The 25,014-nt window shown below is 52.5% G+C and carries 17 protein-coding genes, 1 tRNA gene and 3 rRNA genes; 8 read left to right on the forward strand and 13 right to left on the reverse strand.

The window, feature by feature from the left end:
• Positions 1-179: 179 nt before the first annotated feature.
• A complete protein-coding gene (typA, locus tag K6958_RS19960; RefSeq protein ID WP_249892702.1) occupies positions 180-2,003 on the reverse strand; it encodes a ribosome-dependent GTPase TypA in 1,824 nt (607 codons plus the stop codon).
• A gap of 435 nt (positions 2,004-2,438) precedes the next feature.
• Between typA and glnA the strand changes: the two genes are divergently transcribed.
• The 4 genes from glnA (at position 2,439) to K6958_RS19980 (ending at position 6,668) form a co-directional block, all read left to right on the forward strand.
• A complete protein-coding gene (gene glnA / locus K6958_RS19965; protein WP_249892703.1) occupies positions 2,439-3,848 on the forward strand; it encodes a glutamate--ammonia ligase in 1,410 nt (469 codons plus the stop codon).
• Positions 3,849-3,987: 139 nt separating this feature from the next.
• Complete coding sequence (glnL, locus tag K6958_RS19970; protein WP_249892704.1) at positions 3,988-5,037, forward strand: nitrogen regulation protein NR(II); 1,050 nt, start codon at positions 3,988-3,990, stop codon at positions 5,035-5,037.
• A gap of 8 nt (positions 5,038-5,045) precedes the next feature.
• Positions 5,046-6,455, forward strand: a complete 1,410-nt coding sequence (gene glnG / locus K6958_RS19975) for a nitrogen regulation protein NR(I) (RefSeq protein ID WP_249892705.1) — start codon at positions 5,046-5,048, stop codon at positions 6,453-6,455.
• A gap of 96 nt (positions 6,456-6,551) precedes the next feature.
• Positions 6,552-6,668: a YshB family small membrane protein gene (locus K6958_RS19980; protein ID WP_249892706.1), complete on the forward strand. Its 117-nt coding sequence runs from the start codon at positions 6,552-6,554 to the stop codon at positions 6,666-6,668.
• A 43-nt stretch (positions 6,669-6,711) separates the two neighbouring features.
• On the opposite strand, the gene hemN is transcribed toward K6958_RS19980, so the two are convergent.
• Positions 6,712-8,085 (reverse strand): oxygen-independent coproporphyrinogen III oxidase, encoded by a 1,374-nt coding sequence (gene hemN, locus K6958_RS19985; protein ID WP_249894746.1) that lies wholly within the window; start codon positions 8,083-8,085, stop codon positions 6,712-6,714.
• 246 nt (positions 8,086-8,331) lie between these two features.
• Positions 8,332-8,844: a Der GTPase-activating protein YihI gene (gene yihI / locus K6958_RS19990; RefSeq protein WP_434085228.1), complete on the reverse strand. Its 513-nt coding sequence runs from the start codon at positions 8,842-8,844 to the stop codon at positions 8,332-8,334.
• A gap of 556 nt (positions 8,845-9,400) precedes the next feature.
• On the opposite strand from yihI, the gene yihA reads away from it, so the two are divergent.
• Positions 9,401-10,033, forward strand: a complete 633-nt coding sequence (gene yihA / locus K6958_RS19995) for a ribosome biogenesis GTP-binding protein YihA/YsxC (RefSeq protein ID WP_249892708.1) — start codon at positions 9,401-9,403, stop codon at positions 10,031-10,033.
• A 91-nt stretch (positions 10,034-10,124) separates the two neighbouring features.
• On the opposite strand, the gene spfP is transcribed toward yihA, so the two are convergent.
• From spfP to K6958_RS20015, 5 genes are all read right to left on the reverse strand, one after another.
• Positions 10,125-10,172, reverse strand: coding sequence for a small protein SpfP (spfP, locus tag K6958_RS21395; protein ID WP_071892919.1), 48 nt, complete (start codon positions 10,170-10,172; stop codon positions 10,125-10,127).
• A gap of 250 nt (positions 10,173-10,422) precedes the next feature.
• Positions 10,423-13,209 (reverse strand): DNA polymerase I, encoded by a 2,787-nt coding sequence (gene polA, locus K6958_RS20000; protein ID WP_249892709.1) that lies wholly within the window; start codon positions 13,207-13,209, stop codon positions 10,423-10,425.
• A 435-nt stretch (positions 13,210-13,644) separates the two neighbouring features.
• Entirely contained in the window at positions 13,645-14,274 is a 630-nt protein-coding gene (gene dsbA / locus K6958_RS20005) for a thiol:disulfide interchange protein DsbA (RefSeq protein WP_249892710.1), read from the reverse strand.
• Between the two features lie 26 nt (positions 14,275-14,300).
• Positions 14,301-15,287, reverse strand: coding sequence for a serine/threonine protein kinase (locus K6958_RS20010; protein WP_249892711.1), 987 nt, complete (start codon positions 15,285-15,287; stop codon positions 14,301-14,303).
• Between the two features lie 74 nt (positions 15,288-15,361).
• On the reverse strand, positions 15,362-15,631 hold the full coding sequence (locus tag K6958_RS20015) for a YihD family protein (RefSeq protein ID WP_249892712.1): 270 nt from the start codon (positions 15,629-15,631) through the stop codon (positions 15,362-15,364).
• 134 nt (positions 15,632-15,765) lie between these two features.
• Here K6958_RS20015 and mobA point away from each other — a divergent pair, with 134 nt between their 5' ends.
• On the forward strand, positions 15,766-16,293 hold the full coding sequence (gene mobA, locus K6958_RS20020) for a molybdenum cofactor guanylyltransferase MobA (protein WP_249894747.1): 528 nt from the start codon (positions 15,766-15,768) through the stop codon (positions 16,291-16,293).
• Complete coding sequence (gene mobB / locus K6958_RS20025; RefSeq protein ID WP_249892713.1) at positions 16,294-16,800, forward strand: molybdopterin-guanine dinucleotide biosynthesis protein MobB; 507 nt, start codon at positions 16,294-16,296, stop codon at positions 16,798-16,800.
• 92 nt (positions 16,801-16,892) lie between these two features.
• On the opposite strand, the gene rrf is transcribed toward mobB, so the two are convergent.
• The 4 genes from rrf to K6958_RS20045 all read right to left on the reverse strand — a co-directional run bounded on the left by rrf (position 16,893) and on the right by K6958_RS20045 (position 22,089).
• Positions 16,893-17,008 (reverse strand): 5S ribosomal RNA (rrf, locus tag K6958_RS20030).
• A gap of 201 nt (positions 17,009-17,209) precedes the next feature.
• Positions 17,210-20,112: ribosomal RNA gene (locus K6958_RS20035) — 23S ribosomal RNA — on the reverse strand.
• 186 nt (positions 20,113-20,298) lie between these two features.
• Positions 20,299-20,374: transfer RNA gene (locus K6958_RS20040), tRNA-Glu, on the reverse strand.
• Positions 20,375-20,547: 173 nt separating this feature from the next.
• Positions 20,548-22,089 (reverse strand): 16S ribosomal RNA (locus K6958_RS20045).
• Together the 16S, 23S and 5S rRNA genes with 1 tRNA gene alongside form the textbook arrangement of a ribosomal RNA operon.
• A gap of 523 nt (positions 22,090-22,612) precedes the next feature.
• On the opposite strand from K6958_RS20045, the gene mdtD reads away from it, so the two are divergent.
• Positions 22,613-24,016 (forward strand): multidrug transporter subunit MdtD, encoded by a 1,404-nt coding sequence (mdtD, locus tag K6958_RS20050; protein WP_249892714.1) that lies wholly within the window; start codon positions 22,613-22,615, stop codon positions 24,014-24,016.
• Here mdtD and rbsR read toward each other — a convergent pair.
• Positions 24,013-25,014, reverse strand: a complete 1,002-nt coding sequence (gene rbsR, locus K6958_RS20055; RefSeq protein ID WP_434085179.1) for a ribose operon transcriptional repressor RbsR — start codon at positions 25,012-25,014, stop codon at positions 24,013-24,015. The two genes, mdtD and rbsR, sit on opposite strands and share 4 nt — an antisense overlap.

Here is a 25,014-nt window from a genome sequence, read left to right on the forward strand (position 1 = left end):
TCCCGTTGAGCTATTCACTCTAGCGATAAAACAGCAGGCTGAACAGGGCAGGAAAGAAAGGATAAAACAAATGAGAGACGGGCGCCCACAACATGAGGAAAAATAAGAAATTATAAGGCGGAAATGAAAATGGCCCCGTAAGGGGCCATTTAACGGCGTTTATGCGCGTTAGCGTAACGTTAAACGTCTTTGCTGCCGCGTGAAGCGCGTTTACGATCGTTTTCCGTCAGGTGACGTTTACGAATACGTACGGAGGTCGGAGTAACTTCAACCAGTTCATCATCATCAATGAACTCGATTGCCTGCTCCAGCGTCATCTTGATCGGCGGTACCAGCGTCGTCGCTTCGTCCGTACCGGATGCACGCATGTTGGTCAGTTTTTTACCGGTCAGACAGTTTACGGTCAGGTCGTTAGAGCGGCTGTGAATGCCGATAATCTGCCCTTCGTAAACTTCCGCACCGTGGCCCAGGAACAGCTTGCCGCGATCCTGCAGACCAAACAGTGCGAAGGCAACAGCCTTGCCCTGGCCGTTAGAGATCAGCACGCCGTTCTGACGCTGACCCACTTCGCCCGGACGGACGTCGTCGTAGTGACTGAAGGTGGAGTACAGCAGACCGGTGCCTGAAGTCATGGTCATGAATTCATTACGGAAACCGATCAGGCCACGGCTTGGGATCACGTAGTCGAGACGTACGCGGCCTTTGCCATCCGGGTCCATGTTTTTCATGTCGCCTTTACGTTCGCCCATCGCCTGCATAACCGCGCCCTGATGCTGTTCTTCGATATCCAGCGTCACGTTTTCAAACGGTTCCTGCTTACGACCATCCACTTCGCGGAAGATAACTTTCGGACGGGATACCGCCAGCTCAAAGCCTTCACGACGCATGTTTTCGATCAGTACGGAGAGGTGCAGTTCGCCACGACCGGAAACACGGAACGCATCCGCATCTTCGGTTTCTTCAACGCGCAGCGCAACGTTATGTACCAGCTCTTTCTTCAGACGATCCAGGATCTGACGTGAAGTAACGTATTTACCTTCTTTACCGCAGAACGGTGAGGTGTTGACGTTAAAGAACATGGTTACGGTCGGCTCATCCACGCTCAGCGGCGGCAGCGCTTCGACATTCTGCGTATCGCAGATGGTATCGGAGATGTTCAGCTCGCCCAGACCGGTGATAGCGATGATGTCGCCCGCTTCAGCCAGATCGGTATCGATACGCTCCAGGCCAAGGTGACCCAGCACTTTGCCGACTTTCGCGTTACGCGTTTTGCCGGTGCTATCGATGATCGTTACCTGCTGGTTCGGTTTCACCTTACCGCGCTTGATACGACCGATGCCGATAACGCCCAGGTAGTTGTTGTAGTCCAGCTGAGAGATCTGCATCTGCAGCGGGCCGTCCAGGTCAACATTCGGCGCCGGAACGTGTTCAACAATCGCCTGGTACAGCGGGGTCATGTCGTCGGCCATATCGGTATGGTCAACGCCAGCGATACCCTGCAGTGCAGAAGCGTAAATAATCGGGAAATCGAGCTGCTCGTCAGTCGCGTCCAGGTTTACGAACAGGTCGAACACCTGATCGACAACCCAGTCAGGACGTGCGCCCGGACGGTCAATTTTGTTGATAACCACGATCGGTTTCAGGCCATGAGCAAAGGCTTTTTTGGTCACGAAACGCGTCTGCGGCATTGGGCCGTCCATCGCGTCGACAACCAGCAGCACTGAATCAACCATGGACATAACGCGCTCAACTTCACCACCGAAGTCGGCGTGTCCCGGGGTATCAACGATGTTGATACGATAGTCGTTCCATTTGATGGCGGTATTTTTCGCGAGGATGGTAATCCCACGCTCTTTCTCCAAATCGTTGGAGTCCATTACACGCTCGGTTGCTTCAGTACGGGCATCAAAAGTACCAGACTGTTGCAACAGTTTATCAACCAGGGTGGTTTTCCCATGGTCAACGTGCGCAATAATGGCGATGTTACGCAAATTTTCGATCACAGCTTTGCCTCAGGCATTAGAAATAGCGCGCTATTGTACACGGATTAATCGAAGGACTGAACAGGATCACAAATATCAAAGAAAGAATGCTGCAAGGCTTGCCTTAAACACCGCTTTCAGTGCAAAAAATGCACCTGATTGATCAACTGCACCATAACAGTGCCCAAACTCTACTCAATTGCACTATAATGGTGCGCGATATCCATCATGGTGCATCCCTCGTTTCACGAGAATGCGTATAATAGCGCTTTTTGGCCCGAATAAAAAAGTTGGCACAAAATTCGCTTTAATCTGTTCAAGCCAAAACGACAGTTTCCACAACGGTTGATAGCTTGTCTGAGTACTTTGTTGCCCGCTGTACGCACATCTTTACGCGCCTGCCAGCATGAAGTTCTCTTTCCACGACGACAATGACAATTACCAGGAGAGTTGAGTATGTCTGCTGAACACGTTCTCTCGATGATGAACGAACACGAAGTGAAGTTTGTTGACCTGCGTTTTACCGATACCAAAGGTAAAGAACAACATGTGACCATTCCGGCGCATCAGGTTAACGCAGACTTCTTCGAAGACGGCAAAATGTTCGATGGTTCCTCCATCGGCGGCTGGAAAGGCATTAATGAATCAGACATGGTACTGATGCCGGACGCGACCACAGCCGTGCTTGATCCCTTCTTTGAAGACTCTACGCTGATCATCCGTTGTGACATCCTTGAGCCAGGCACCATGCAGGGCTATGACCGCGACCCGCGTTCCATTGCTAAGCGCGCTGAAGATTTTCTGCGCTCTTCCGGCATCGCTGATACCGTGCTGTTTGGACCAGAGCCGGAATTCTTCCTGTTCGACGATATCCGTTTCGGCAGCAGCACGTCCGGCTCTCATGTTGCTATCGATGATATCGAAGCGGCATGGAACACCGGCAAAGAATATGAAGGCGGCAACAAAGGCCACCGTCCGGGCCTGAAAGGCGGCTATTTTCCGGTACCGCCGGTTGACTCCTCACAGGACATCCGTTCCGCCATGTGTTTAACCATGGAGCAGATGGGTCTGGTGGTTGAAGCGCATCACCACGAAGTGGCGACCGCTGGTCAGAACGAAGTGGCAACCCGTTTCAACACCATGGTGAAGAAAGCGGACGAAATTCAGATCTACAAATATGTGGTGCATAACGTGGCGCACGCCTACGGCAAAACCGCGACCTTTATGCCGAAGCCGATGTTTGGCGATAACGGTTCCGGCATGCACTGTCATATGTCCCTGTCAAAAGGCGGCACTAACCTGTTCGCTGGCGACAAGTACGGCGGCCTGTCTGAAATGGCGCTGTTCTATATCGGCGGCGTAATCAAACACGCTAAAGCGATCAACGCCCTGGCTAACCCTACTACCAACTCTTATAAGCGTCTGGTTCCGGGTTACGAAGCGCCGGTTATGCTGGCTTACTCTGCGCGTAACCGCTCTGCGTCAATCCGTATTCCAGTGGTTTCCAGCCCGAAAGCACGCCGTATCGAAGCGCGCTTCCCGGATCCGGCGGCGAACCCGTACCTGGCGTTCGCTGCGCTGCTGATGGCTGGCCTGGACGGCATCATCAACAAGATCCATCCTGGCGATGCCATGGATAAAAACCTGTATGACCTGCCGCCGGAAGAAGAAGCTGAGATTCCAAAAGTGGCCGGTTCGCTGGAAGAAGCGCTGAACGCGCTGAACGAAGACCGCGAGTTCCTGACCCGTGGCGGCGTATTTACCGATGACGCCATCGATGCTTACATCGAGCTGCGTAAGTCTGAAATGGAACGCGTGCGCATGACGCCGCATCCGGTAGAGTTCGAGCTTTACTACAGCGTTTAATTGGTTTGAGTTTTTTGTTGCCGTGGAAACTTTCAGCCCATCTTCGGATGGGCTTTTTTCTCCACCTTGCCAACGGTCGGAATGTCGCGTTATCAATGCCGAAACTATAATGCACTAATATGGTGCAGGAGAACGCTGTATGGCAACTGGCCTGTTGCCCGATGCCGGGCAGATTCTCAATTCCCTGATTAACAGCATCCTGCTGGTTGATGACGAGCTGGTTATTCATTACGCCAATCCAGCGGCACAGCAGCTGTTAGCGCAAAGTTCCCGCAAGCTTTTTGGCACGCCGCTGCCAGAGCTGATGGGTTATTTTTCTCTGAACATTACCGTTATGCAGGAAAGCCTGGCCGCAGGTCAGGGATTTACCGACAGCGAAGTGACGCTAGTGGTGGATGGACGCGCCCATATTATGTCGCTGACGGCGCAGCGCCTGCCAGATGGCCTTATCCTACTGGAAATGGCACCGATGGATAATCAACGCCGTCTCAGCCAGGAGCAGATCCAGCATGCGCAGCAGGTGGCGGCGCGCGATCTGGTGCGGGGCCTGGCTCATGAGATTAAAAACCCCCTGGGCGGGCTACGCGGCGCAGCACAGCTATTGGCTAAAGCATTGCCCGACCCGTCGCTGACGGAATATACCAAAGTCATTATTGAGCAGGCCGATCGGCTGCGTAATTTAGTAGACCGTCTGTTAGGACCGCAGCAGCCCGGTATGCACGTCACGCAGAGCATCCATCAGGTTGCGGAACGTGTGGTGAATCTGGTCAATATGGAGCTGCCGGAGAATATCGCCCTGGTGCGCGATTACGATCCCAGCCTGCCGGAGCTGCCTCATGACCCCGATCAGATAGAACAGGTGTTACTGAATGTGGTGCGTAATGCGTTACAGGCGCTGGGCGAAGCTGGCGGCACCATTACTTTGCGCACCCGTACCGCTTTCCAGCTAACGCTGCACGGCACCCGTTACCGGCTGGTGGCGCGGATTGACGTGGAGGATGACGGGCCGGGCATTCCTGCAAAGCTTCAGGATACGCTGTTTTATCCCATGGTCAGCGGAAGGGAGGGCGGCACGGGATTAGGGCTTTCCATCGCTCGCAGCCTGATCGATCAACATTCTGGAAAAATAGAATTCAGCAGTTGGCCAGGCCATACCGAATTTTCGATTTACCTGCCGATTCGTAAGTAGAGGTTTCTATGCAACGAGGGATAGTTTGGATCGTCGATGACGATAGCTCCATCCGCTGGGTGCTTGAACGTGCACTTACGGGAGCCGGTTTAAGCTGTGCCACCTTTGAAAGTGGCAATGAGGTGTTGGAAGCGCTCGCGAGCAAAACCCCAGACGTTTTACTGTCAGATATTCGTATGCCTGGCATGGATGGTCTGGCGCTATTAAAACAAATTAAACAGCGGCATCCGATGCTGCCGGTCATCATTATGACCGCTCACTCCGATCTGGATGCGGCAGTGAGCGCTTATCAGCAGGGCGCTTTCGATTACTTGCCCAAGCCGTTTGATATTGATGAAGCCGTCGCGCTGGTGGAACGCGCCATCAGCCATTATCAGGAGCAGCAGCAGCCGCGTGACAGGCCGGTCAGCGGCCCGACTACCGATATTATTGGCGAAGCCCCGGCGATGCAGGATGTATTCCGCATTATCGGCCGCCTGTCGCGCTCTTCAATTAGCGTGCTGATTAATGGCGAGTCCGGTACCGGCAAAGAGCTGGTGGCGCATGCGCTGCATCGTCACAGCCCTCGCGCTAAAGCGCCTTTTATTGCCCTGAATATGGCGGCGATCCCGAAAGACCTGATTGAGTCTGAACTGTTCGGCCATGAAAAAGGCGCGTTTACCGGCGCAAACCAAATCCGTCAGGGACGCTTTGAACAGGCGGACGGCGGTACGCTGTTTCTGGATGAAATCGGCGATATGCCGCTGGATGTGCAAACCCGCCTGCTGCGTGTGCTGGCGGACGGGCAGTTTTATCGTGTCGGCGGCTATGCGCCGGTAAAAGTCGATGTGCGCATCATTGCGGCAACGCACCAAAATCTGGAGTTGCGCGTGCAGGAAGGAAAATTCAGGGAGGATTTGTTCCATCGCCTGAATGTGATCCGTGTTCATCTGCCGCCGCTGCGTGAGCGACGTGAGGATATCCCACGGTTGGCGCGTTATTTCCTGCAGGTGGCCGCGCGCGAGCTGGGTGTGGAAGCCAAAATTCTACATCCGGAGACCGAAGCGGCGCTGACGCGTTTGCACTGGTCCGGTAACGTGCGTCAGTTGGAAAATACCTGCCGCTGGCTGACGGTAATGGCTGCCGGCCAGGAAGTCTTGATTCAGGATCTGCCGCCAGAGCTGTTTGAAAACACCACCAGCGATACGGCGGTACAATCACTGCCTGACAGCTGGGCTACGCTGTTAGCCCAGTGGGCCGACAGAGCGCTGCGTTCCGGTCATCAAAATTTGCTGTCTGAAGCGCAGCCGGAAATGGAGCGTACCTTACTGACCACCGCGCTGCGTCATACGCAAGGGCATAAGCAAGAGGCGGCGCGCTTACTGGGCTGGGGACGCAATACCCTGACGCGTAAGCTGAAAGAGCTGGGAATGGAGTAAGCAAAAAAGCGTGTTTTTTGCACAATTTTTTGCGCATTGCTCTTTACACCTTGATGCCGTTCAGTATCATTTTGAGCGGTTATCGGGAGGCTTATCATGCTCGAATCGCTGTTGGTTTCGTTGAGCGCTGCAGGTAATGCAGCTATCGGCCATTCACCGCAAACTGCGTTAGCCGCGGTGCTGTGTGCCGTAATGGTTAATTTTTTCAGTTAACAAAAAGGCCGGTCTGCACCGGCCTTTTTGTTGTTCCGCATCGTTAGATCACCCGGGAAAACTGCTGCTGCCGCGCTTTCTGCCGCATATACACATCGAAGCACATGCAGATATTACGAATCAGCAAACGCCCTTTCGGCGTCACCTGTAGCCCATCCTGCTGTATCTCCAACAGCCCATCGGCGGCCAACGGCGCCAGCAAAGCCAAATCTTCGGCAAAATAGTCGGCAAAGGTTATGCTGCAGACAGCTTCTATACTGCGGAAGGAGAGGGAAAAATTGCAAATAAGCGATTTAATCACGTCACGGCGCAGGCAGTCGTCCTGACTTAGCGTCAGACCGCGCCATAGTGCATTGCCCTGCTGTTCTACGCTGGCATAGTAAGCCTTCAGATCTTTTTGATTCTGTGCGTAGCAGTCGCCCAGCATACTGATAGCCGAGACGCCCATTCCCAGCAGATCGGTCTCGCCCTGCGTGGTATAGCCCTGAAAATTGCGATGGAGTTTCCCCTCGCGCTGGGCGATAGCCAGCTCATCATCTGGGCGGGCAAAATGGTCCATGCCGATATATTGGTATCCCTGCGCGGTCAGGGTCGCGATCGTTTGTTGCAGGATAACCAGCTTTTGCGCCGGGCTGGGCAGTTCTTCGTCTTTGATTTTTCGCTGAGCGGCAAACAGCGTCGGCAGGTGCGCATAATTGAATACGCTCAGGCGATCGGGCCGTAAAGTCGCGACTTTTTGCAGCGTATAGTCGAAGCTTTCCGGCGTTTGCATTGGCAAGCCGTAAATAAGATCGATATTGCTGGAGGTAAAGCCCAGTCGGCGTGCCCGCTCGATCAAGGCAAAAATAAAGGTCTCATCCTGAACGCGGTTAACGCGCTCCTGTACCACTTTATTAAAGTCCTGCACGCCCATGCTCAGTCGATTAAAGCCCAGCGCGCGCAGATGATCAAGGACATCTAATTCCAGCTCGCGCGGGTCAATCTCAATAGAGATCTCCACCTCGCTGTTGAAATGAAAGCATTCTCGCAGCACCGCCATTAAACGGCTCAGCTGCGCCTTGCTTAACCAGGTCGGCGTTCCTCCGCCCCAGTGCATCTGGGTAACGGTTCTGTCGCGAAAGAGCGCAGCGCGCTGGCGGATCTCCTGCTCCAGCACCGTTAGATAACGATCGCCCTTGTGCAGCTGGCGCGTTACCTGCTTGTTGCAGCCGCAGAAATAACAGAGGCGATGACAGAAAGGAATATGGATATAAAGAGAAAGAGGCCGCGAAGGATAGCGCTGAGCGGCCTGCTGAAATGCTGCTTCGCTCCAGCCTTCGGTGAACTCCAGCGCGGTGGGATAAGAGGTATAGCGCGGCCCCGCATAATTATATTTCTCAATCAGGGCCTGATCCCACTCGGTTAACGGCAATGACATGTTCACTCCTTCCATTTACGACGCCTTATGGGCCGCGTCAAGGGCAAGGAGGCCTGGCGCTGCCGGTTAGCGGTAGCACGGCGCAACCGGGATTTCAGCTGCGTCAGGCGGCGTAGTTTAACAAACAGCCAAAACAGATAACACGCTAATAAAATGGCGATAATTGATCCAGGCCAAAACATACTCAAATACCTGACTGACGGGAAAGCAGCCGGCGCCCGTTCCCGTCAATTGAGAGCGGTGCGCTTATTTTTCGCCTTTCAGCAGACGGTACATATCTTCATCCGCTTCATCTTCTTCGTCATCATCCAGATCAATGCCCAGCTGCTCCATCAGCACATCAATACGATCCAGCGTCTGATCGAGCCATGCCTGATCTTGCGCTGACAGGACTTCGCCGTTTTCCAGACGATCCAGCAATGCATCAAGGCGCTCATCATTTTCCAGCATCGCCAGCTCGTCTGCCGGCTCCATTAAGGGCTTCTGTTCAACCGGTGCTTTTTTCACAGGTTTCGCAACCACTACGCCTTCTTTTAATAACGGCACCGGTTTTTTACTGCCGATACGCGGATCTTTCTCTTTAGCCGCACCCGCATTACCACTTTGTGGCATCACAGGATTCGCGCGGCTCCCTGCTGCATGGCCGCGACGCTTTTTCTCGCGCTTACGATCGCGCGCTTCCTGATTTTTATCTTCGTGCGATTTGCGTTTCACTTTTGGCGCAGCGCTACTTTGTGGCTTACGTGCAGGTTTCATGATCGTTTATCCGGGGTTTTTCTTTAGTATAGAATTGCGGCGGAATCTAGCAGAAAGCGCACAAAGAAAAAAGGCGGCAGGTCACCCTGTCGCCTTTTTTCGTACCTTCCGTAGAAGGACAACCTTCCTTTACATCCCTATCGCAGTCAACATCCCGGTTTTTCCGTATGCTTTACGCTCTCATCCTGAGCGTTTCCTTTTCCGTAACGGCGCATTCCGGTACACCTTGTCCTGTTCCCAGCTCTTTGCTTTCCTAACCGCTCCCTGAGCGCTTCATCCTGAAGTGAGCCATCCAAACTCTGTGAATTACTTTAGACGAATCAGTAAAACTAACAAGGTACCTAAAGTATTTCTTAAGCCCTTTTTTATGAAGTTCCAAATAACAGACTGAATAAAAAGATAAAATTAATTAGGGGCGCGCTTAAAAGCGTCAATAACTGGCAATATTTATGGCAAATATCTTACAATTTTTTTAGCCAACCGTACCAGGAAGCGCTTTGCGCGCTTTAAGGGTATAATCACGCCATTAAACTCAATGAACTCTCCAGGAGTGACTATTTTGTCTGGCTGGAATTATCACGTTACCCATTTCGTTACCAGCGCCCCCGATATTCGTCACCTTCCGGCTGACGTAGGTATTGAAGTGGCATTTGCAGGCCGTTCTAATGCAGGTAAATCCAGCGCCCTGAATACGCTGACTAACCAAAAAAGCCTGGCGCGCACCAGTAAAACGCCTGGCCGTACGCAGTTGATTAACTTGTTTCAGGTTGCTGAAGGCATACGTCTGGTCGATTTACCAGGTTATGGATACGCTGAAGTCCCGGAAGAGATGAAGCGTAAATGGCAGCGCGCGTTGGGCGAATATTTGCAGAAGCGCGAGTGCCTGAAAGGTCTGGTAGTACTAATGGATATCCGTCATCCGCTGAAAGATCTTGATCAGCAGATGATTGAATGGGCGGTGCAGAGCCAAATACCGGTTCTGGTGCTGCTGACTAAAGCCGATAAGCTGGCATCCGGCGCGCGTAAAAGTCAGCTAAATATGGTGCGCGAAGCGGCGCTGGCCTTTATGGGCGATGTGCAGGTAGAAGTTTTTTCTTCTCTGAAAAAAATTGGCGTTGATAAGCTGCGGTTGAAGCTGGATAGCTGGTTTAGCGCACAGAAAGAAGCGCCATCTGCAGAAGAAGAGCAATAACCCCAGTGGATGCGTAGCGGGTTACGCATCCAGGTTTTTAAGCGCACAATAAAAAACGCCCCAGTCATAAAATGACTGGGGCGGCTAATATTCAGCCAAATCCGATTACGTGAAGTAAAAGGTCTGAAAGATAGAACATCTTACCTCTGTACCCTACGCCGTAAACTTTACCTGATTTTTTCTGACCGACAAAGAATTTTTTGTAGTTAATTTTCATAAAATAGCCGTTTTTTCTTAACAGCCGTCACATAAACAACGCATGGGTGTAGCTTAATTACCAAAAAAGTGGTTAAGCGCCATAGCGTTAGCCTTTAAGCCACGCTATGGCATCATCGGACTCGCTCCCCGGCATAGCGGCCATAGCTGAAGAGCATTTCGCGTCAGTACGATCAGTGCGCCTGATCCCAGTTATCGCCTACGCCAACATCCACACGCAGCGGAACATCCAGTTTCATGCTGTTTTCCATCAGCTGGCGGATTTTTGCACTTGCCGTCTCCACGTCCTGCTCTTTGATTTCAAAGACCAGTTCATCGTGAACCTGCATAATCATTGTGACCTGCGGTGCATCAGGCTCCTGCAGCCAGGCATCGACATCAATCATTGCCCGTTTGATGATATCAGCCGCCGTGCCCTGCATCGGTGCATTAATCGCTGCGCGCTCTGCGGCTTTACGACGAATCGCGTTAGCTGATTTAATATCCGGCAGCCACAGACGGCGTCCATCCAGCGTAGAGACGTAACCCTGTTCAGACGCCTGTTGACGCGTGGTTTCCATATACTTCAGCACGCCCGGATAGCGCTCAAAGTAACGATCCATATAGACTTTAGCTTCGCCCGCGCCAATGTTCAGCTGGCGGGATAAGCCAAACGCGCTCATGCCGTAAATCAAACCGAAGTTGATTGCTTTCGCGCTGCGACGCTGCTCATTGGTCACGTTATCCACGCTGACGCCAAAGACTTCCGCCGCCGTGGCGCGGTGGATATCCTGTCCCTCGGCAAAGGCGGCCAGCAGCCCTTTATCCTGAGAGAGATGCGCCATGATGCGCAGCTCGATCTGCGAATAGTCAGCCGCTACGATGCGGCAGCCTTCTGGCGCGATAAAGGCCTGACGGATTCGCCGTCCCTCTTCGTTACGCACCGGAATATTTTGCAGGTTGGGATCGGTCGAAGAGAGACGGCCGGTTGCCGTCACCGCCTGTTGATAGGAAGTATGTACGCGCCCCGTCCGCGGATTAATCATCTGCGGCAGTTTATCGGTATAAGTCGATTTCAGCTTGGACAGCCCGCGATGCTCCAAAATCACTTTGGGCAACGGATAATCCAGCGCCAGTTCCGCCAATACCTCTTCGCTGGTTGATGGCGCACCGCCCGGCGTTTTTTTAGTCGGCTTAATACCCTGTTTTTCAAACAGGATGGTTTGCAGCTGTTTGGTTGAGGAAAGGTTAAAGGGTTCGCCCGCCAGCTCGTGCGCTTTCTCTTCCAGCTCTTTCAGACGAGCGGTTAGCTCCTGTGAGTGTTTCGCCAGAATATGTTGATCGATCAAGACGCCGTTGCGCTCGATACGCGAAATCACTGTTAACAACGGCATTTCGATTTCTTCAAATACCTTTTTCGGCCCCGCCTCTTTTTCCAGCTCCGGCCACATTTTTAAATGTAGCTGCAGCGTGACGTCCGCATCTTCAGCCGCATAATGCGCTGCCTGCTCCAGCGCGATCTGGTTGAAGGTAAGCTGGTTTTTACCTTTCCCGGCAATTTCAGTAAAGGTTACCGTTTTATGGTTAAGCCAGCGTGCGGCCAGGCTATCCATATCATGCTTACCGACTACGGTATTCAGCATATAAGATTCGAGCATGGTATCGAATTTGATCCCGGCCAGCTCGATATCATAATTTTTCAGTACGCTACGATCGAACTTAAGGTTCTGCCCCACCTTCAATGCGTTTTTATCTTCCAGCAGCGGTTTGAGCTGCGCCAGAACAGCATTACGATCCAGCTGATCGGGCGCATCCAGATAATCATGGGCAACCGGCAGGTAGGCGGCTTCGCCCGGCGCCACGGCAAAGGATAAACCGATAATATTGGCGGTTAAGGTATCCAGCGAATCAGTTTCCAGATCGAAGGCAAAGAGCGCGCTTCGCTTCAGCTTCTCCAGCCAGCTGTCGAACGTTTCCTGATCGAGGATGGTGACGTAGCCATCAGAAGAAAGCACGCTACTGCTTTCCGGCTGCGGCGCTGCCTCTTCTACCAGCGCCGTTTGCGCGCCGCTGTTACTTTTCCGTCCCTGTAACCATTTCCCCTCTTGCAGATCGGTAATCCAACGGCGGAACTCATAGTGGCGGAACAGGCCAAGCAGCGTTTCGACATCCGGCTCGTTAACCGTCAGTTGTTCACAGCCGATCTCAAGCTCGACATCCGTTTTGATAGTCGCTAACTGATAGGAGAGCAGCGCCACCTCTTTGTTCTGCTCCAGCTTAGCCGCCATGGTTTTCGCGCCGCGGAAGCTCAAATCGGCGATTTTATCCAGATTGTCATAAAGCGTATTAATGCTGCCTAAACCCTGTAGCAGCGCCTGCGCGGTTTTTTCACCCACGCCCGGCACTCCCGGGATGTTATCGGACGAGTCGCCCATCAGGGCAAGAAAATCAATGATCAGCTCAGGCGGAACACCAAATTTCTCTTTGACTTCATCCGGCCCGAGGATGGCGTTGTTCATGGTATTGATCAGCGTGATATTTGGCGTAACCAGCTGCGCCATATCTTTATCACCGGTGCTGATTAATACCGCGCGTCCCTGTTTTTCCGCCTGCAGGGCCAGCGTGCCGATAACATCATCCGCTTCTACGCCAGATACCGCCAACAGCGGCAAGCCCATGGCGCGCACCATATTGTGTAAAGGCTCGATTTGCGCACGAAGATCGTCCGGCATTGGCGGACGGTGAGATTTATAATGCTCGAATAACTCGTCACGGAACGTTTTGCCCTTCGCATCGAAGACCACTGCAACATGGCTGGGTTGATACTGCAACAGCAAGCTACGCAGCATGTTCAGCACGCCGTACATCGCTCCGGTGGGTTCCCCAGCACTATTGGTAAGCGGCGGAAAAGCATGGTAAGCGCGATAAAGGTAGGAAGATCCGTCTACCAGAATCAAAGGATTTTCTGCGATTTGAGCCATAAGTTTCACGTTCCAGGATGATCGTTGGTATGGCATAAGGATGCCACATGATACGGACAAATATGAAATAACCTGGACGGAAGTTTAGGGATCGCTCGGAAATTACTAAGCGGGATTTGGCTGGCGACCTGTGGATAACTTTGTGCGCAAAAATGCTAACGTATTGTTATTTACGTAAATGTACAATATATCGTTAGAATTAATCTTTTTTAATCAATGATTTGTATCGAAGAAACGATCATGACGCAGGGAAAATCAAAATCGATCAAATGTGGATATAAATATCAGGGATCCTTTTTTGATCGCTGCCGCCTTATTAATTTAACCACGAAAGCATCCGGCGCATGTCGGTTATTTTTTCACCAGACACTACGGGGAAGTATACGACAGGAATAAAAAACGCCGGGATAACCCGGCGCCTTTTTTAGCGTTTTTTTACTTCTTTTCAACCAGGAATTTTACGACGTTGGCATACTGCTGAACGAAGTTATCCATTGAGCTGGTATCCAGGCCGCCGTTGTTAACCATATATTTGCCATTAACAAACATTGCCGGTACGCCACGCAAATCAACATCCGCTGCCGCTTTTTGCTGCTGAGCAACCAGCGCTTTTACCGCAAAGCTATTCCAGGCCGCATCGTAATCTTCCGGCTTAATGCCTGCCGCCTTCACAAAGGCCTCTTTCAGGCTGGCGGGATCGGTAATGGTTTGGGTTTTCTGGATCCCTTCGAAGATAGGTGCGGTTACCTGATCTTCAACGCCAAGCGCCATCGCTACCGCCCACGCGTGAGTAACGATCGGGCCTAAGTCGCCGCCAAGAAAATCGACGTGATATTTAGTGATCTTAACGCCTTCCGGCAGCGTTTTCTTTACGGCATCGCCAACGTGATAGATTTCTTCAAACTGATAGCAGTGCGGGCAGAAAAAGGAGAAAAACTCCATTACCTGAGGCTTACCGGCCACCGGTTTATCCAACGTAACGTACTGCTGACCATCGGTAAACTGCGCAGCTGAGGCACTGAACGCCAGAACCAGACCTACCAGCGCAAGCCATAATTTTTTCATTTCGAGACTCTCTCCATAATCAAACATCAATATTCAGGCATTAACCGCAGTGGCGGTTGCTGTAATACGGTATTTTGCTCTCTGAAGGACGCGATTTGTCTGCGCCAGAAATCTTCTTCCGTCATCCACGGAAAGCTACGCGGAAAAGCAGGATCCTGCCAACGACGAACAATCCACGCCAGATAATAAACCATGCGCATAGCGCGTAAAGGTTCAATTAATGACAATTCATTAATATCAAAGTCTCTGTATTCGTTATACGCCTCCAGCAGGATATCCCACTGGATACGTTGCTGCTGACGATCCCCGCTTATCAGCATCCAGAGATCCTGCACCGCAGGCCCGTTGCGCGCATCGTCTAAATCAACGAAAAGCGGCCTGTCACGCCACAGGATATTGCCGGGGTGACAATCACCATGCAGGCGTAGTGGCGTCCAGCTGTTGTGCCAGCACTGCTGCAAAGTTTTACTTAGCGCCGCGATGCTCGCATTTAATTCATCCTGCAACGTAGAAGGAACCAGCCGGCACTGTCGCAAGATTTGCGCCGGTTCGTCGATATATTCCTGCAGCCCAATGTCAGGACGCGCCGTAAACAGCTTTCGCTCACCGGTTTGATGAATACGGCCCAGGAAACGCCCTACGCTCTCAAGTTGATCTTCATTATCCGTTTCGTATTGTCGGCCGCCCAGGCTGGGGAAGACGGCAAACCAAAAACCATCATGCTGATGTAATGTGCTGCCGTTGAGCATCAGCGGCGCAGCAAGCGGCACCTCATCCTGCTGAAGCTCCAGTGCGAATTGATGCTCTTCTTCAATCTGCGTACGGCTCCAGCGCTGCGGACGATAGAATTTAACGACATAGCGTTGCCGCTCCTCATCGGAAAACTGGTAGACACGGTTTTCATAGCTGTTAAGCGCGGTCAGCCCAGAATCGACACGCAAGCCGGTGTCCCAAAGCGCATCAACAATCGTATCGGGATTGAGGGTGTGAAAGTGAAAGGCGGTATTTTCCATCGTGCATCTCTGCTCAGTGCCAGAAGCGGGTAAGAATAACACCGATCGGTCAGCACGATAGAAAGCGTGAGGAATTAATCTTTAATTATCCCACGCGCACGCAGCAGCGCCGTTTTGAAATCTTCCTCGTAATCTTTTTTGAGACCGGGAATGGCTTCCTGCTTATCTGCGCCACGCATTTTTAGATGATAGATCAGAATATCGTCGGTTAAGGTAGACAACGGGCCGTCAAAACCTGACTCTTCCGCCAGTTTTTGCAAAAATTGCAGTAGGTTAAGATCCGGCTCGCTTTGCCAGGCCGGCTGTAGCAGTTCCAACAGTTCATTCAGTCGATGGTATTTCATAATAGTTATCCACAATGGTTTACTGAAGGCTACGTTAGCAGGGTTATTCCCACAATAAAAGAGAGGGTTTCAGCGTGAGCGAGCAACGGGAAATCATATCCGGCGTGATTCTGGCCGGAGGACGCAGTAGCCGCATGGGTGGTGAGGATAAAGCGCAACTCGTGCTGCAGGGTAAACCCTTATGGCAGCATGTCTGGCGACGGCTGGCTCCGCAGGTAGAGGATGTCAGTATTAGTGCGAACCGCAATCTGACGCTTTATCAACACAGTAAGTTGCGCACCATTAAAGATGTTTTGCCCGATTATCCCGGGCCGCTTGCCGGTATGCTAAGCGCGTTTCAGCAGATCGATAGCCCATGGATCGCCTTTTCCGCCTGTGATACGCCATTCATTCCTGAAGATTACGTTTTGCGTCTCTGGCAGCAAAGAGAGCAGGCGCCTGCTGTTTGGGTACGTTCAGCTGAGCGCGACCATCCTGCGCTGGCTTTAATGCATCGTCAGATTATGCCGGAACTGGCTCGTTATCTGGCCAACGGCGAACGCAGGGTCATGCATTTTTTGCAGCGGGTTGGCGGCCATGGGGTGTTGTTTAACGATAGCGAACAGGCTTTCGTTAATATTAATACGCCAGAAGAATTGGCGCGCTATGAGGAGAAACGCTAAATGTTGCCGATACTGGCTATTGCCGCCTGGAGCGGGACCGGGAAAACCACTCTGCTCAGGCAGCTAATCCCTTTATTAAAAGCACAAGGGATCCGTCCAGGACTTATTAAGCATACGCATCATGATATGGATGTAGATAAACCGGGCAAGGATAGTTATGAATTACGCAAAGCGGGCGCCGATCAGGTATTAGTCGCCAGCCAACAGCGTTGGGCATTAATGACTGAGACAGCAGCTAACGAGACGCTAGATTTTAATTTTCTGATAAGTCGAATGGATGCACGTTCGTTAGATCTCATTCTGGTGGAAGGTTTTAAAGATGAGCCGATCCCACGCATTGTGTTATGCCGCGATCGTAACGAGGAAGAGATAAAAGAATTACTGGATGAACATGTTATCGCCGTAGCCAGCGATCGCTCGCTCGAGGTGGCGGTGCCGCGCTTAAACCTCAACGATCCGCCACAAATTGCGCATTTTATTATGCAGTGGCTGAAAAGCGCTTCCTGAACAATATTAACGGGCGTCAACAGGCGTCCGGTGCGTAAACCGCAGACACGAAAAAGCCCCAGCTTTCGCTGAGGCTCTGTCGTTTGTTTGATGCCTGGCAGTTCCCTACTCTCGCATGGGGAAGCCCCACACTACCATCGGCGCTACGGCGTTTCACTTCTGAGTTCGGCATGGGGTCAGGTGGGACCACCGCGCTCTTGCCGCCAGGCAAATTCTTTGTGCACGGAACGGCTCTTTTGCGCTGCTGCTGCGTTGGCTGCTCTCGCATAACTCAGTTACATACTTCTGTATGCGCCTTCGTTATGTCTCGCTGGCCGCCTGGCTTCAGCACAAAATCTTCCGTTCCCGCAAATATCTATCCGGTGAACAAAGCTGAAAATCTCTCAACTCAAAACGCCTGTGGCGTTGTAAGGTTAAGCCTCACGGGTCATTAGTACCGGTTAGCTCAACGCATCGCTGCGCTTACACACCCGGCCTATCAACGTCGTCGTCTTCAACGTCCCTTCAGGAGACTCAGGGTCTCAGGGAAGACTCATCTCGAGGCAAGTTTCGTGCTTAGATGCTTTCAGCACTTATCTCTTCCGCACTTAGCTACCGGGCAGTGCCATTGGCATGACAACCCGAACACCAGCGGTGCGTTCACTCCGGTCCTCTCGTACTAGGAGCAACCCCTCTCAGTCTTCCAGCGCCCACGGCAGATAGGGACCGAACTGTCTCACGACGTTCTAAACCCAGCTCGCGTACCACTTTAAATGGCGAACAGCCATACCCTTGGGACCTACTTCAGCCCCAGGATGTGATGAGCCGACATCGAGGTGCCAAACACCGCCGTCGATATGAACTCTTGGGCGGTATCAGCCTGTTATCCCCGGAGTACCTTTTATCCGTTGAGCGATGGCCCTTCCATTCAGAACCACCGGATCACTATGACCTGCTTTCGCACCTGCTCGAACCGTCACTCTCGCAGTCAAGCCAGCTTATGCCATTGCACTAACCTCACGATGTCCGACCGTGATTAGCTGACCTTCGTACTCCTCCGTTACACTTTGGGAGGAGACCGCCCCAGTCAAACTACCCACCAGACACTGTCCCCACGCCGGTTCACGGCGCCAGGTTAGAACATCAAACATTAAAGGGTGGTATTTCAAGGATGGCTCCGTGCGAACTGGCGTCCGCACTTCACAGCCTCCCACCTATCCTGCACATCAAGGCTCAATGTTCAGTGTCAAGCTGTAGTAAAGGTTCACGGGGTCTTTCCGTCTTGCCGCGGGTACACTGCATCTTCACAGCGAGTTCAATTTCACTGAGTCTCGGGTGGAGACAGCCTGGCCATCATTACGCCATTCGTGCAGGTCGGAACTTACCCGACAAGGAATTTCGCTACCTTAGGACCGTTATAGTTACGGCCGCCGTTTACCGGGGCTTCGATCAGGAGCTTCTCTTGCGATAACCCCATCAATTAACCTTCCGGCACCGGGCAGGCGTCACACCGTATACGTCCACTTTCGTGTTTGCACAGTGCTGTGTTTTTAATAAACAGTTGCAGCCAGCTGGTATCTTCGACTGGCTTCGGCTCGGGGAGCAAGTCCCTCCACCTACATGCCAGCGTGCCTTCTCCCGAAGTTACGGCACCATTTTGCCTAGTTCCTTCACCCGAGTTCTCTCAAGCGCCTTGGTATTCTCTACCTGACCACCTGTGTCGGTTTGGGGTACGATTCGTTGTTACCTGATGCTTAGAGGCTTTTCCTGGAAGCAGGGCATTTGTTGCTTCAGCACCGTGGTGCCTCGTCGTCACGCCTCAGCCTTGACTCTCCGGATTTGCCTGGAAAGTCAGCCTACACGCTTAAACCGGGACAACCGTCGCCCGGCCAACATAGCCTTCTCCGTCCCCCCTTCGCAGTAACACCGAGTACGGGAATATTAACCCGTTTCCCATCGACTACGCCTTTCGGCCTCGCCTTAGGGGTCGACTCACCCTGCCCCGATTAACGTTGGACAGGAACCCTTGGTCTTCCGGCGAGCGGGCTTTTCACCCGCTTTATCGTTACTTATGTCAGCATTCGCACTTCTGATACCTCCAGCATGCCTCACAGCACACCTTCGACGGCTTACAGAACGCTCCCCTACCCAACAACACACAGTGTCGCTGCCGCAGCTTCGGTGCATGGTTTAGCCCCGTTACATCTTCCGCGCAGGCCGACTCGACCAGTGAGCTATTACGCTTTCTTTAAATGATGGCTGCTTCTAAGCCAACATCCTGGCTGTCTGGGCCTTCCCACATCGTTTCCCACTTAACCATGACTTTGGGACCTTAGCTGGCGGTCTGGGTTGTTTCCCTCTTCACGACGGACGTTAGCACCCGCCGTGTGTCTCCCGTGATAACATTCTCCGGTATTCGCAGTTTGCATCGGGTTGGTAAGCCGGGATGGCCCCCTAGCCGAAACAGTGCTCTACCCCCGGAGATGAATTCACGAGGCGCTACCTAAATAGCTTTCGGGGAGAACCAGCTATCTCCCGGTTTGATTGGCCTTTCACCCCCAGCCACAGGTCATCCGCTAATTTTTCAACATTAGTCGGTTCGGTCCTCCAGTTAGTGTTACCCAACCTTCAACCTGCCCATGGCTAGATCACCGGGTTTCGGGTCTATACCCTGCAACTTAGCGCCCGGTTAAGACTCGGTTTCCCTGCGGCTCCCCTATACGGTTAACCTTGCTACAGAATATAAGTCGCTGACCCATTATACAAAAGGTACGCAGTCACCCCATAAAGAGGCTCCCACTGCTTGTACGTACACGGTTTCAGGTTCTTTTTCACTCCCCTCGCCGGGGTTCTTTTCGCCTTTCCCTCACGGTACTGGTTCACTATCGGTCAGTCAGGAGTATTTAGCCTTGGAGGATGGTCCCCCCATATTCAGACAGGATACCACGTGTCCCGCCCTACTCATCGAGCTCACAGCACATGCATCTTCGTGTACGGGACTGTCACCCTGTACCGTGCGCCTTTCCAGACGCTTCCACTGACACACATGCTGATTCAGGCTCTGGGCTGTTCCCCGTTCGCTCGCCGCTACTCAGGGAATCTCGGTTGATTTCTTTTCCTCGGGGTACTTAGATGTTTCAGTTCCCCCGGTTCGCCTCATGCCACTATGTATTCATGACATGATAGTGCAACGGATTGCACTGGGTTTCCCCATTCGGGTATCGCCGGTTAATAGCGGTTCATATCACCTTACCGGCGCTTATCGCAGATTAGCACGCCCTTCATCGCCTCTGACTGCCAGGGCATCCACCGTGTACGCTTATTCGCTTAACCTCACAACCCACAGACGTCTTCCGACACCTGAGGTGTGAGCATTGAGAGAATCGTGAACAACATAACGTTGTTCCGTTTTCAATTTTCAGCTTGTTTCCGGATTGTTAAAGAGCAATATCTTAAAGCCGACTTCTCAGTCAGTTTTAAGATATTTTGGCAGGTGACTTTCACTCACAGACCAGCAAGTGGCGTCCCCTAGGGGATTCGAACCCCTGTTACCGCCGTGAAAGGGCGGTGTCCTGGGCCTCTAGACGAAGGGGACACGAAATTTGCTGTGCGAATCACCGATTCGCTAATTTCGTGTAAGGGCGAGATTTTCTTAAGAAAATCGAGCGACAATATCTTTTGTCACTGTACCCCCTACGCGTAAACGCCTTGCTCGTTACTTCTATCAGACAATCTGTGTGAGCACTTCACGGGCGGGATTCAGCATGGTAAGGAGGTGATCCAACCGCAGGTTCCCCTACGGTTACCTTGTTACGACTTCACCCCAGTCATGAATCACAAAGTGGTAAGCGCCCTCCCGAAGGTTAAGCTACCTACTTCTTTTGCAACCCACTCCCATGGTGTGACGGGCGGTGTGTACAAGGCCCGGGAACGTATTCACCGTGGCATTCTGATCCACGATTACTAGCGATTCCGACTTCACGGAGTCGAGTTGCAGACTCCGATCCGGACTACGACGCACTTTATGAGGTCCGCTTGCTCTCGCGAGGTCGCTTCTCTTTGTATGCGCCATTGTAGCACGTGTGTAGCCCTGGCCGTAAGGGCCATGATGACTTGACGTCATCCCCACCTTCCTCCGGTTTATCACCGGCAGTCTCCTTTGAGTTCCCGGCCGAACCGCTGGCAACAAAGGATAAGGGTTGCGCTCGTTGCGGGACTTAACCCAACATTTCACAACACGAGCTGACGACAGCCATGCAGCACCTGTCTCACGGTTCCCGAAGGCACTTCCGCATCTCTGCAGAATTCCGTGGATGTCAAGGCCAGGTAAGGTTCTTCGCGTTGCATCGAATTAAACCACATGCTCCACCGCTTGTGCGGGCCCCCGTCAATTCATTTGAGTTTTAACCTTGCGGCCGTACTCCCCAGGCGGTCGACTTAACGCGTTAGCTCCGGAAGCCACGAGTCAAGCTCACAGCCTCCAAGTCGACATCGTTTACGGCGTGGACTACCAGGGTATCTAATCCTGTTTGCTCCCCACGCTTTCGCACCTGAGCGTCAGTCTTCGTCCAGGGGGCCGCCTTCGCCACCGGTATTCCTCCAGATCTCTACGCATTTCACCGCTACACCTGGAATTCTACCCCCCTCTACGAGACTCTAGCCTGCCAGTTTCGAATGCAGTTCCCGGGTTGAGCCCGGGGATTTCACATCCGACTTGACAGACCGCCTGCGTGCGCTTTACGCCCAGTAATTCCGATTAACGCTTGCACCCTCCGTATTACCGCGGCTGCTGGCACGGAGTTAGCCGGTGCTTCTTCTGCGGGTAACGTCAATGAATAAGGTTATTAACCTCACTCCCTTCCTCCCCGCTGAAAGTACTTTACAACCCGAAGGCCTTCTTCATACACGCGGCATGGCTGCATCAGGCTTGCGCCCATTGTGCAATATTCCCCACTGCTGCCTCCCGTAGGAGTCTGGACCGTGTCTCAGTTCCAGTGTGGCTGGTCATCCTCTCAGACCAGCTAGGGATCGTCGCCTAGGTGAGCCGTTACCCCACCTACTAGCTAATCCCATCTGGGTTCATCCGATGGTGTGAGGCCCGAAGGTCCCCCACTTTGGTCTTGCGACGTTATGCGGTATTAGCCACCGTTTCCAGTGGTTATCCCCCTCCATCGGGCAGATCCCCAGACATTACTCACCCGTCCGCCACTCGTCAGCAGAGCAGCAAGCTGCTCTCTGTTACCGTTCGACTTGCATGTGTTAGGCCTGCCGCCAGCGTTCAATCTGAGCCATGATCAAACTCTTCAATTAAAAGTCTGATGCTCGAGAAAAACGTCGTAATGAATTACGTGTTCACTCTGAGACTTGATACTGCAATTATTTTTGCGATATCCCGTCCGTGAGTGCCCACACAGATTGTCTGATAAATTGTTAAAGAGCAGTGCGACCGGCGTTTCGTGCCGTTGTCGCGAGGTGGCGTATATTACGCTTTCCTCTTTCAGAGTCAACCCCTTTTTCAGAAGTTTTTCTCCGGCGATTCAGACTTCGCTGAACCGCCTGACTCGACGCTGCGTAAGCCGCTGTGCCGTGTCAGTGGAGGCGCATTATAGGGAGTTCTCAGAACCTCGCAAGCCCTAATTTAAAAAAAATGACCAAGCGTTTCTTTTTTCGCCAAACGGCTAAATAACCCGCGTCAATTGGTCAGCTATTAGGCTAAAAGCCGTTTTCCGTTGCCCGCTTTTGTCCACATGCCCGGCTTCGGCTGATGCTATTCTCTATTGCTCTGCTGACTTTTGTTTTTCTCCACGTAAACAATAAAGAAGAAGGATGCTTAATGATCAAATCTGCGCGCAGTATGGCCGGCCTTCCCTGGATTGCTGCGATGGCTTTTTTCATGCAGTCGCTCGACGCTACGATATTGAATACCGCCCTTCCGGCGATCGCCGCCAGTCTCCAGCGCTCCCCACTTGCGATGCAGTCTGCGGTTATCAGCTATACCCTGACGGTGGCGATGTTAATTCCAGTCAGCGGTTGGCTGGCCGATCGTTACGGCACACGTAAGGTTTTTATCGTAGCCGTTTCCCTGTTTACCTTTGGCTCGTTGATCTGCGCGCTTTCCGGCTCGCTAACGGTACTGGTCGTCTCGCGCGTTATTCAGGGCGTTGGCGGGGCAATGATGATGCCGGTGGCGCGCCTTGCTTTATTACGTGCTTACCCACGCAGCGAGCTGTTGCCGGTACTGAACTTTGTTACCCTTCCCGGTCTTGTCGGCCCAGTAGTAGGTCCAATGCTTGGCGGCATTTTAGTTACCTATGCCTCCTGGCATTGGATCTTCCTAATTAACATCCCTATCGGCATTCTCGGTATCGCCTACGCGCGTAAATATATGCCGGACTTTACCACGCCACGTCGTCGCTTCGATCTGTTGGGCTTTATGCTGTTCGGTTTTGGCCTGGTGCTAATTACCTGCGGCATTGAACTGTTCGGGGAGAAAATCGTCGCCAGTACTATTGCCGCCACCGTTCTGCTGGCTGGCATCATTTTACTGCTTCTTTATATAGCGCATGCGCGCCGTCACCCCACGCCGCTGATTGGCCTGCCCATGTTTAAAACGCGCACCTTTTCTATCGGCATCCTGGGGAATATCGCTTCCCGGCTTGGCACCGGCTGCGTTCCTTTCCTTATGCCACTGATGCTGCAGGTAGGATTTGGTTATTCTGCGATTATTGCTGGCTGTATGATGGCACCGACAGCGATTGGCTCGATGCTGGCTAAATCGACGGTCACCAGCGTGCTACGCAGGCTGGGCTACCGTACAACACTAGTCGCGATTACGATGATTATCGGTTTGTTTATTACCAGCTTTGCGCTGCAGTCGCCCGGCGAGCAGATTTATATCTTGCTGCTGCCGCTATTCCTGTTGGGAATGGCGATGTCAACGCAGTTTACCGCCATGAATACCATTACGCTGGCTGACCTTACCGACGAGAACGCCAGCAGTGGCAACAGTATGCTGGCGGTAACGCAGCAGTTGGCAATCGGTTTTGGCGTGGCGGTCAGCGCTGCGGTGCTGCGTTTCTATGAAAACTTTGGCGGCACGACGGTTGAGCAGTTCCATTCCACTTTCCTGACCATGGGCGTAGTCACCGTTCTGTCGGCGCTGGTCTTTATGCTGTTAAAGCCAGGCGATGGCCGTCATCTGATTAGCGATCGTGAAAAGCGCCGTAAAAAGGCCTAACGCTGCGCGACCGAATGACGTTCAATCAGCTCCGGCGTCAGCACCAATCTTTGCTGGCTGCCGCCGGGCGATTTAAGACGATGAATTAACGTATCAATAGCCAGCTCGCCCAGTTCATCTTTTGGCTGATGGATGGTGGTCAACGGCGGCGTCATATAACGCGCCAGCTCAATATCGTCATAGCCCATCACCGCCATATCATCAGGAACGCGCAATCCTGCCTGATATAACGCGTGATAGGCGCCAACGGCCATCGCATCGTTGCTGGTAAACACCGCCTGCGGACGCGTTTTACAGGTCAGCAGCGCATTCATGCCGTTATATCCGCCCTGAAATTCGAAATCGCCATCAATGACATACTCTGGCGGTAATGGCAGATCGGCGGCGGCCATCGCCTGTTTAAACCCTTCCAGACGCAGCCGCGCCGGGGTTTTATCCAGCGGCCCGGCAATGCAGGCGATGCGCGTATAACCGCGCGCAATAAGATAGTTAGCCGCCAGCTCACCGCCAAGCAAAGAATTATCCTGAATAATATCGCTGCCGCCGTCAAAGGGCGCCCAGTCCATCATTACCGAAGGTATGCCGGGATAACGCGTCAGGATATCGGCAGAAGGCAGATGGCTTTCGGTACACATAATCAGCAGGCCATCAACGCGCTTTTGCAGCAAGGTTTCCAGGCTGCGATTCATACGTTCTTCATCCCCTTCGGTATTACACAATACCAGGCTATAGCCGCGCTCATAGCAGCTGTTTTCCACGCCACGCACCACTTCGGCATAGAAAGGGTTGCTGCTGGCGGTTAGCAACATGCCGATAGTATGGGTTTGGTTGATCTTCAAGCTGCGTGCCAGCGCGGAGGGCGCATAGTTTAATTCGTGAATTGCCGCTTCGATTTTTTCTTTAATCGGTTCACTCACAAAGCGGCTGTTATTAATGACGTGCGAGACCGTAGAGGTCGAGACGCCCGCTAAGCGGGCGACATCTTTCATGGTAGCCAA

Origin of the sequence: Mixta hanseatica, from assembly GCF_023517775.1 — a bacterium.
GTDB classification, from domain to species: Bacteria; Pseudomonadota; Gammaproteobacteria; order Enterobacterales; family Enterobacteriaceae; genus Mixta; species Mixta hanseatica.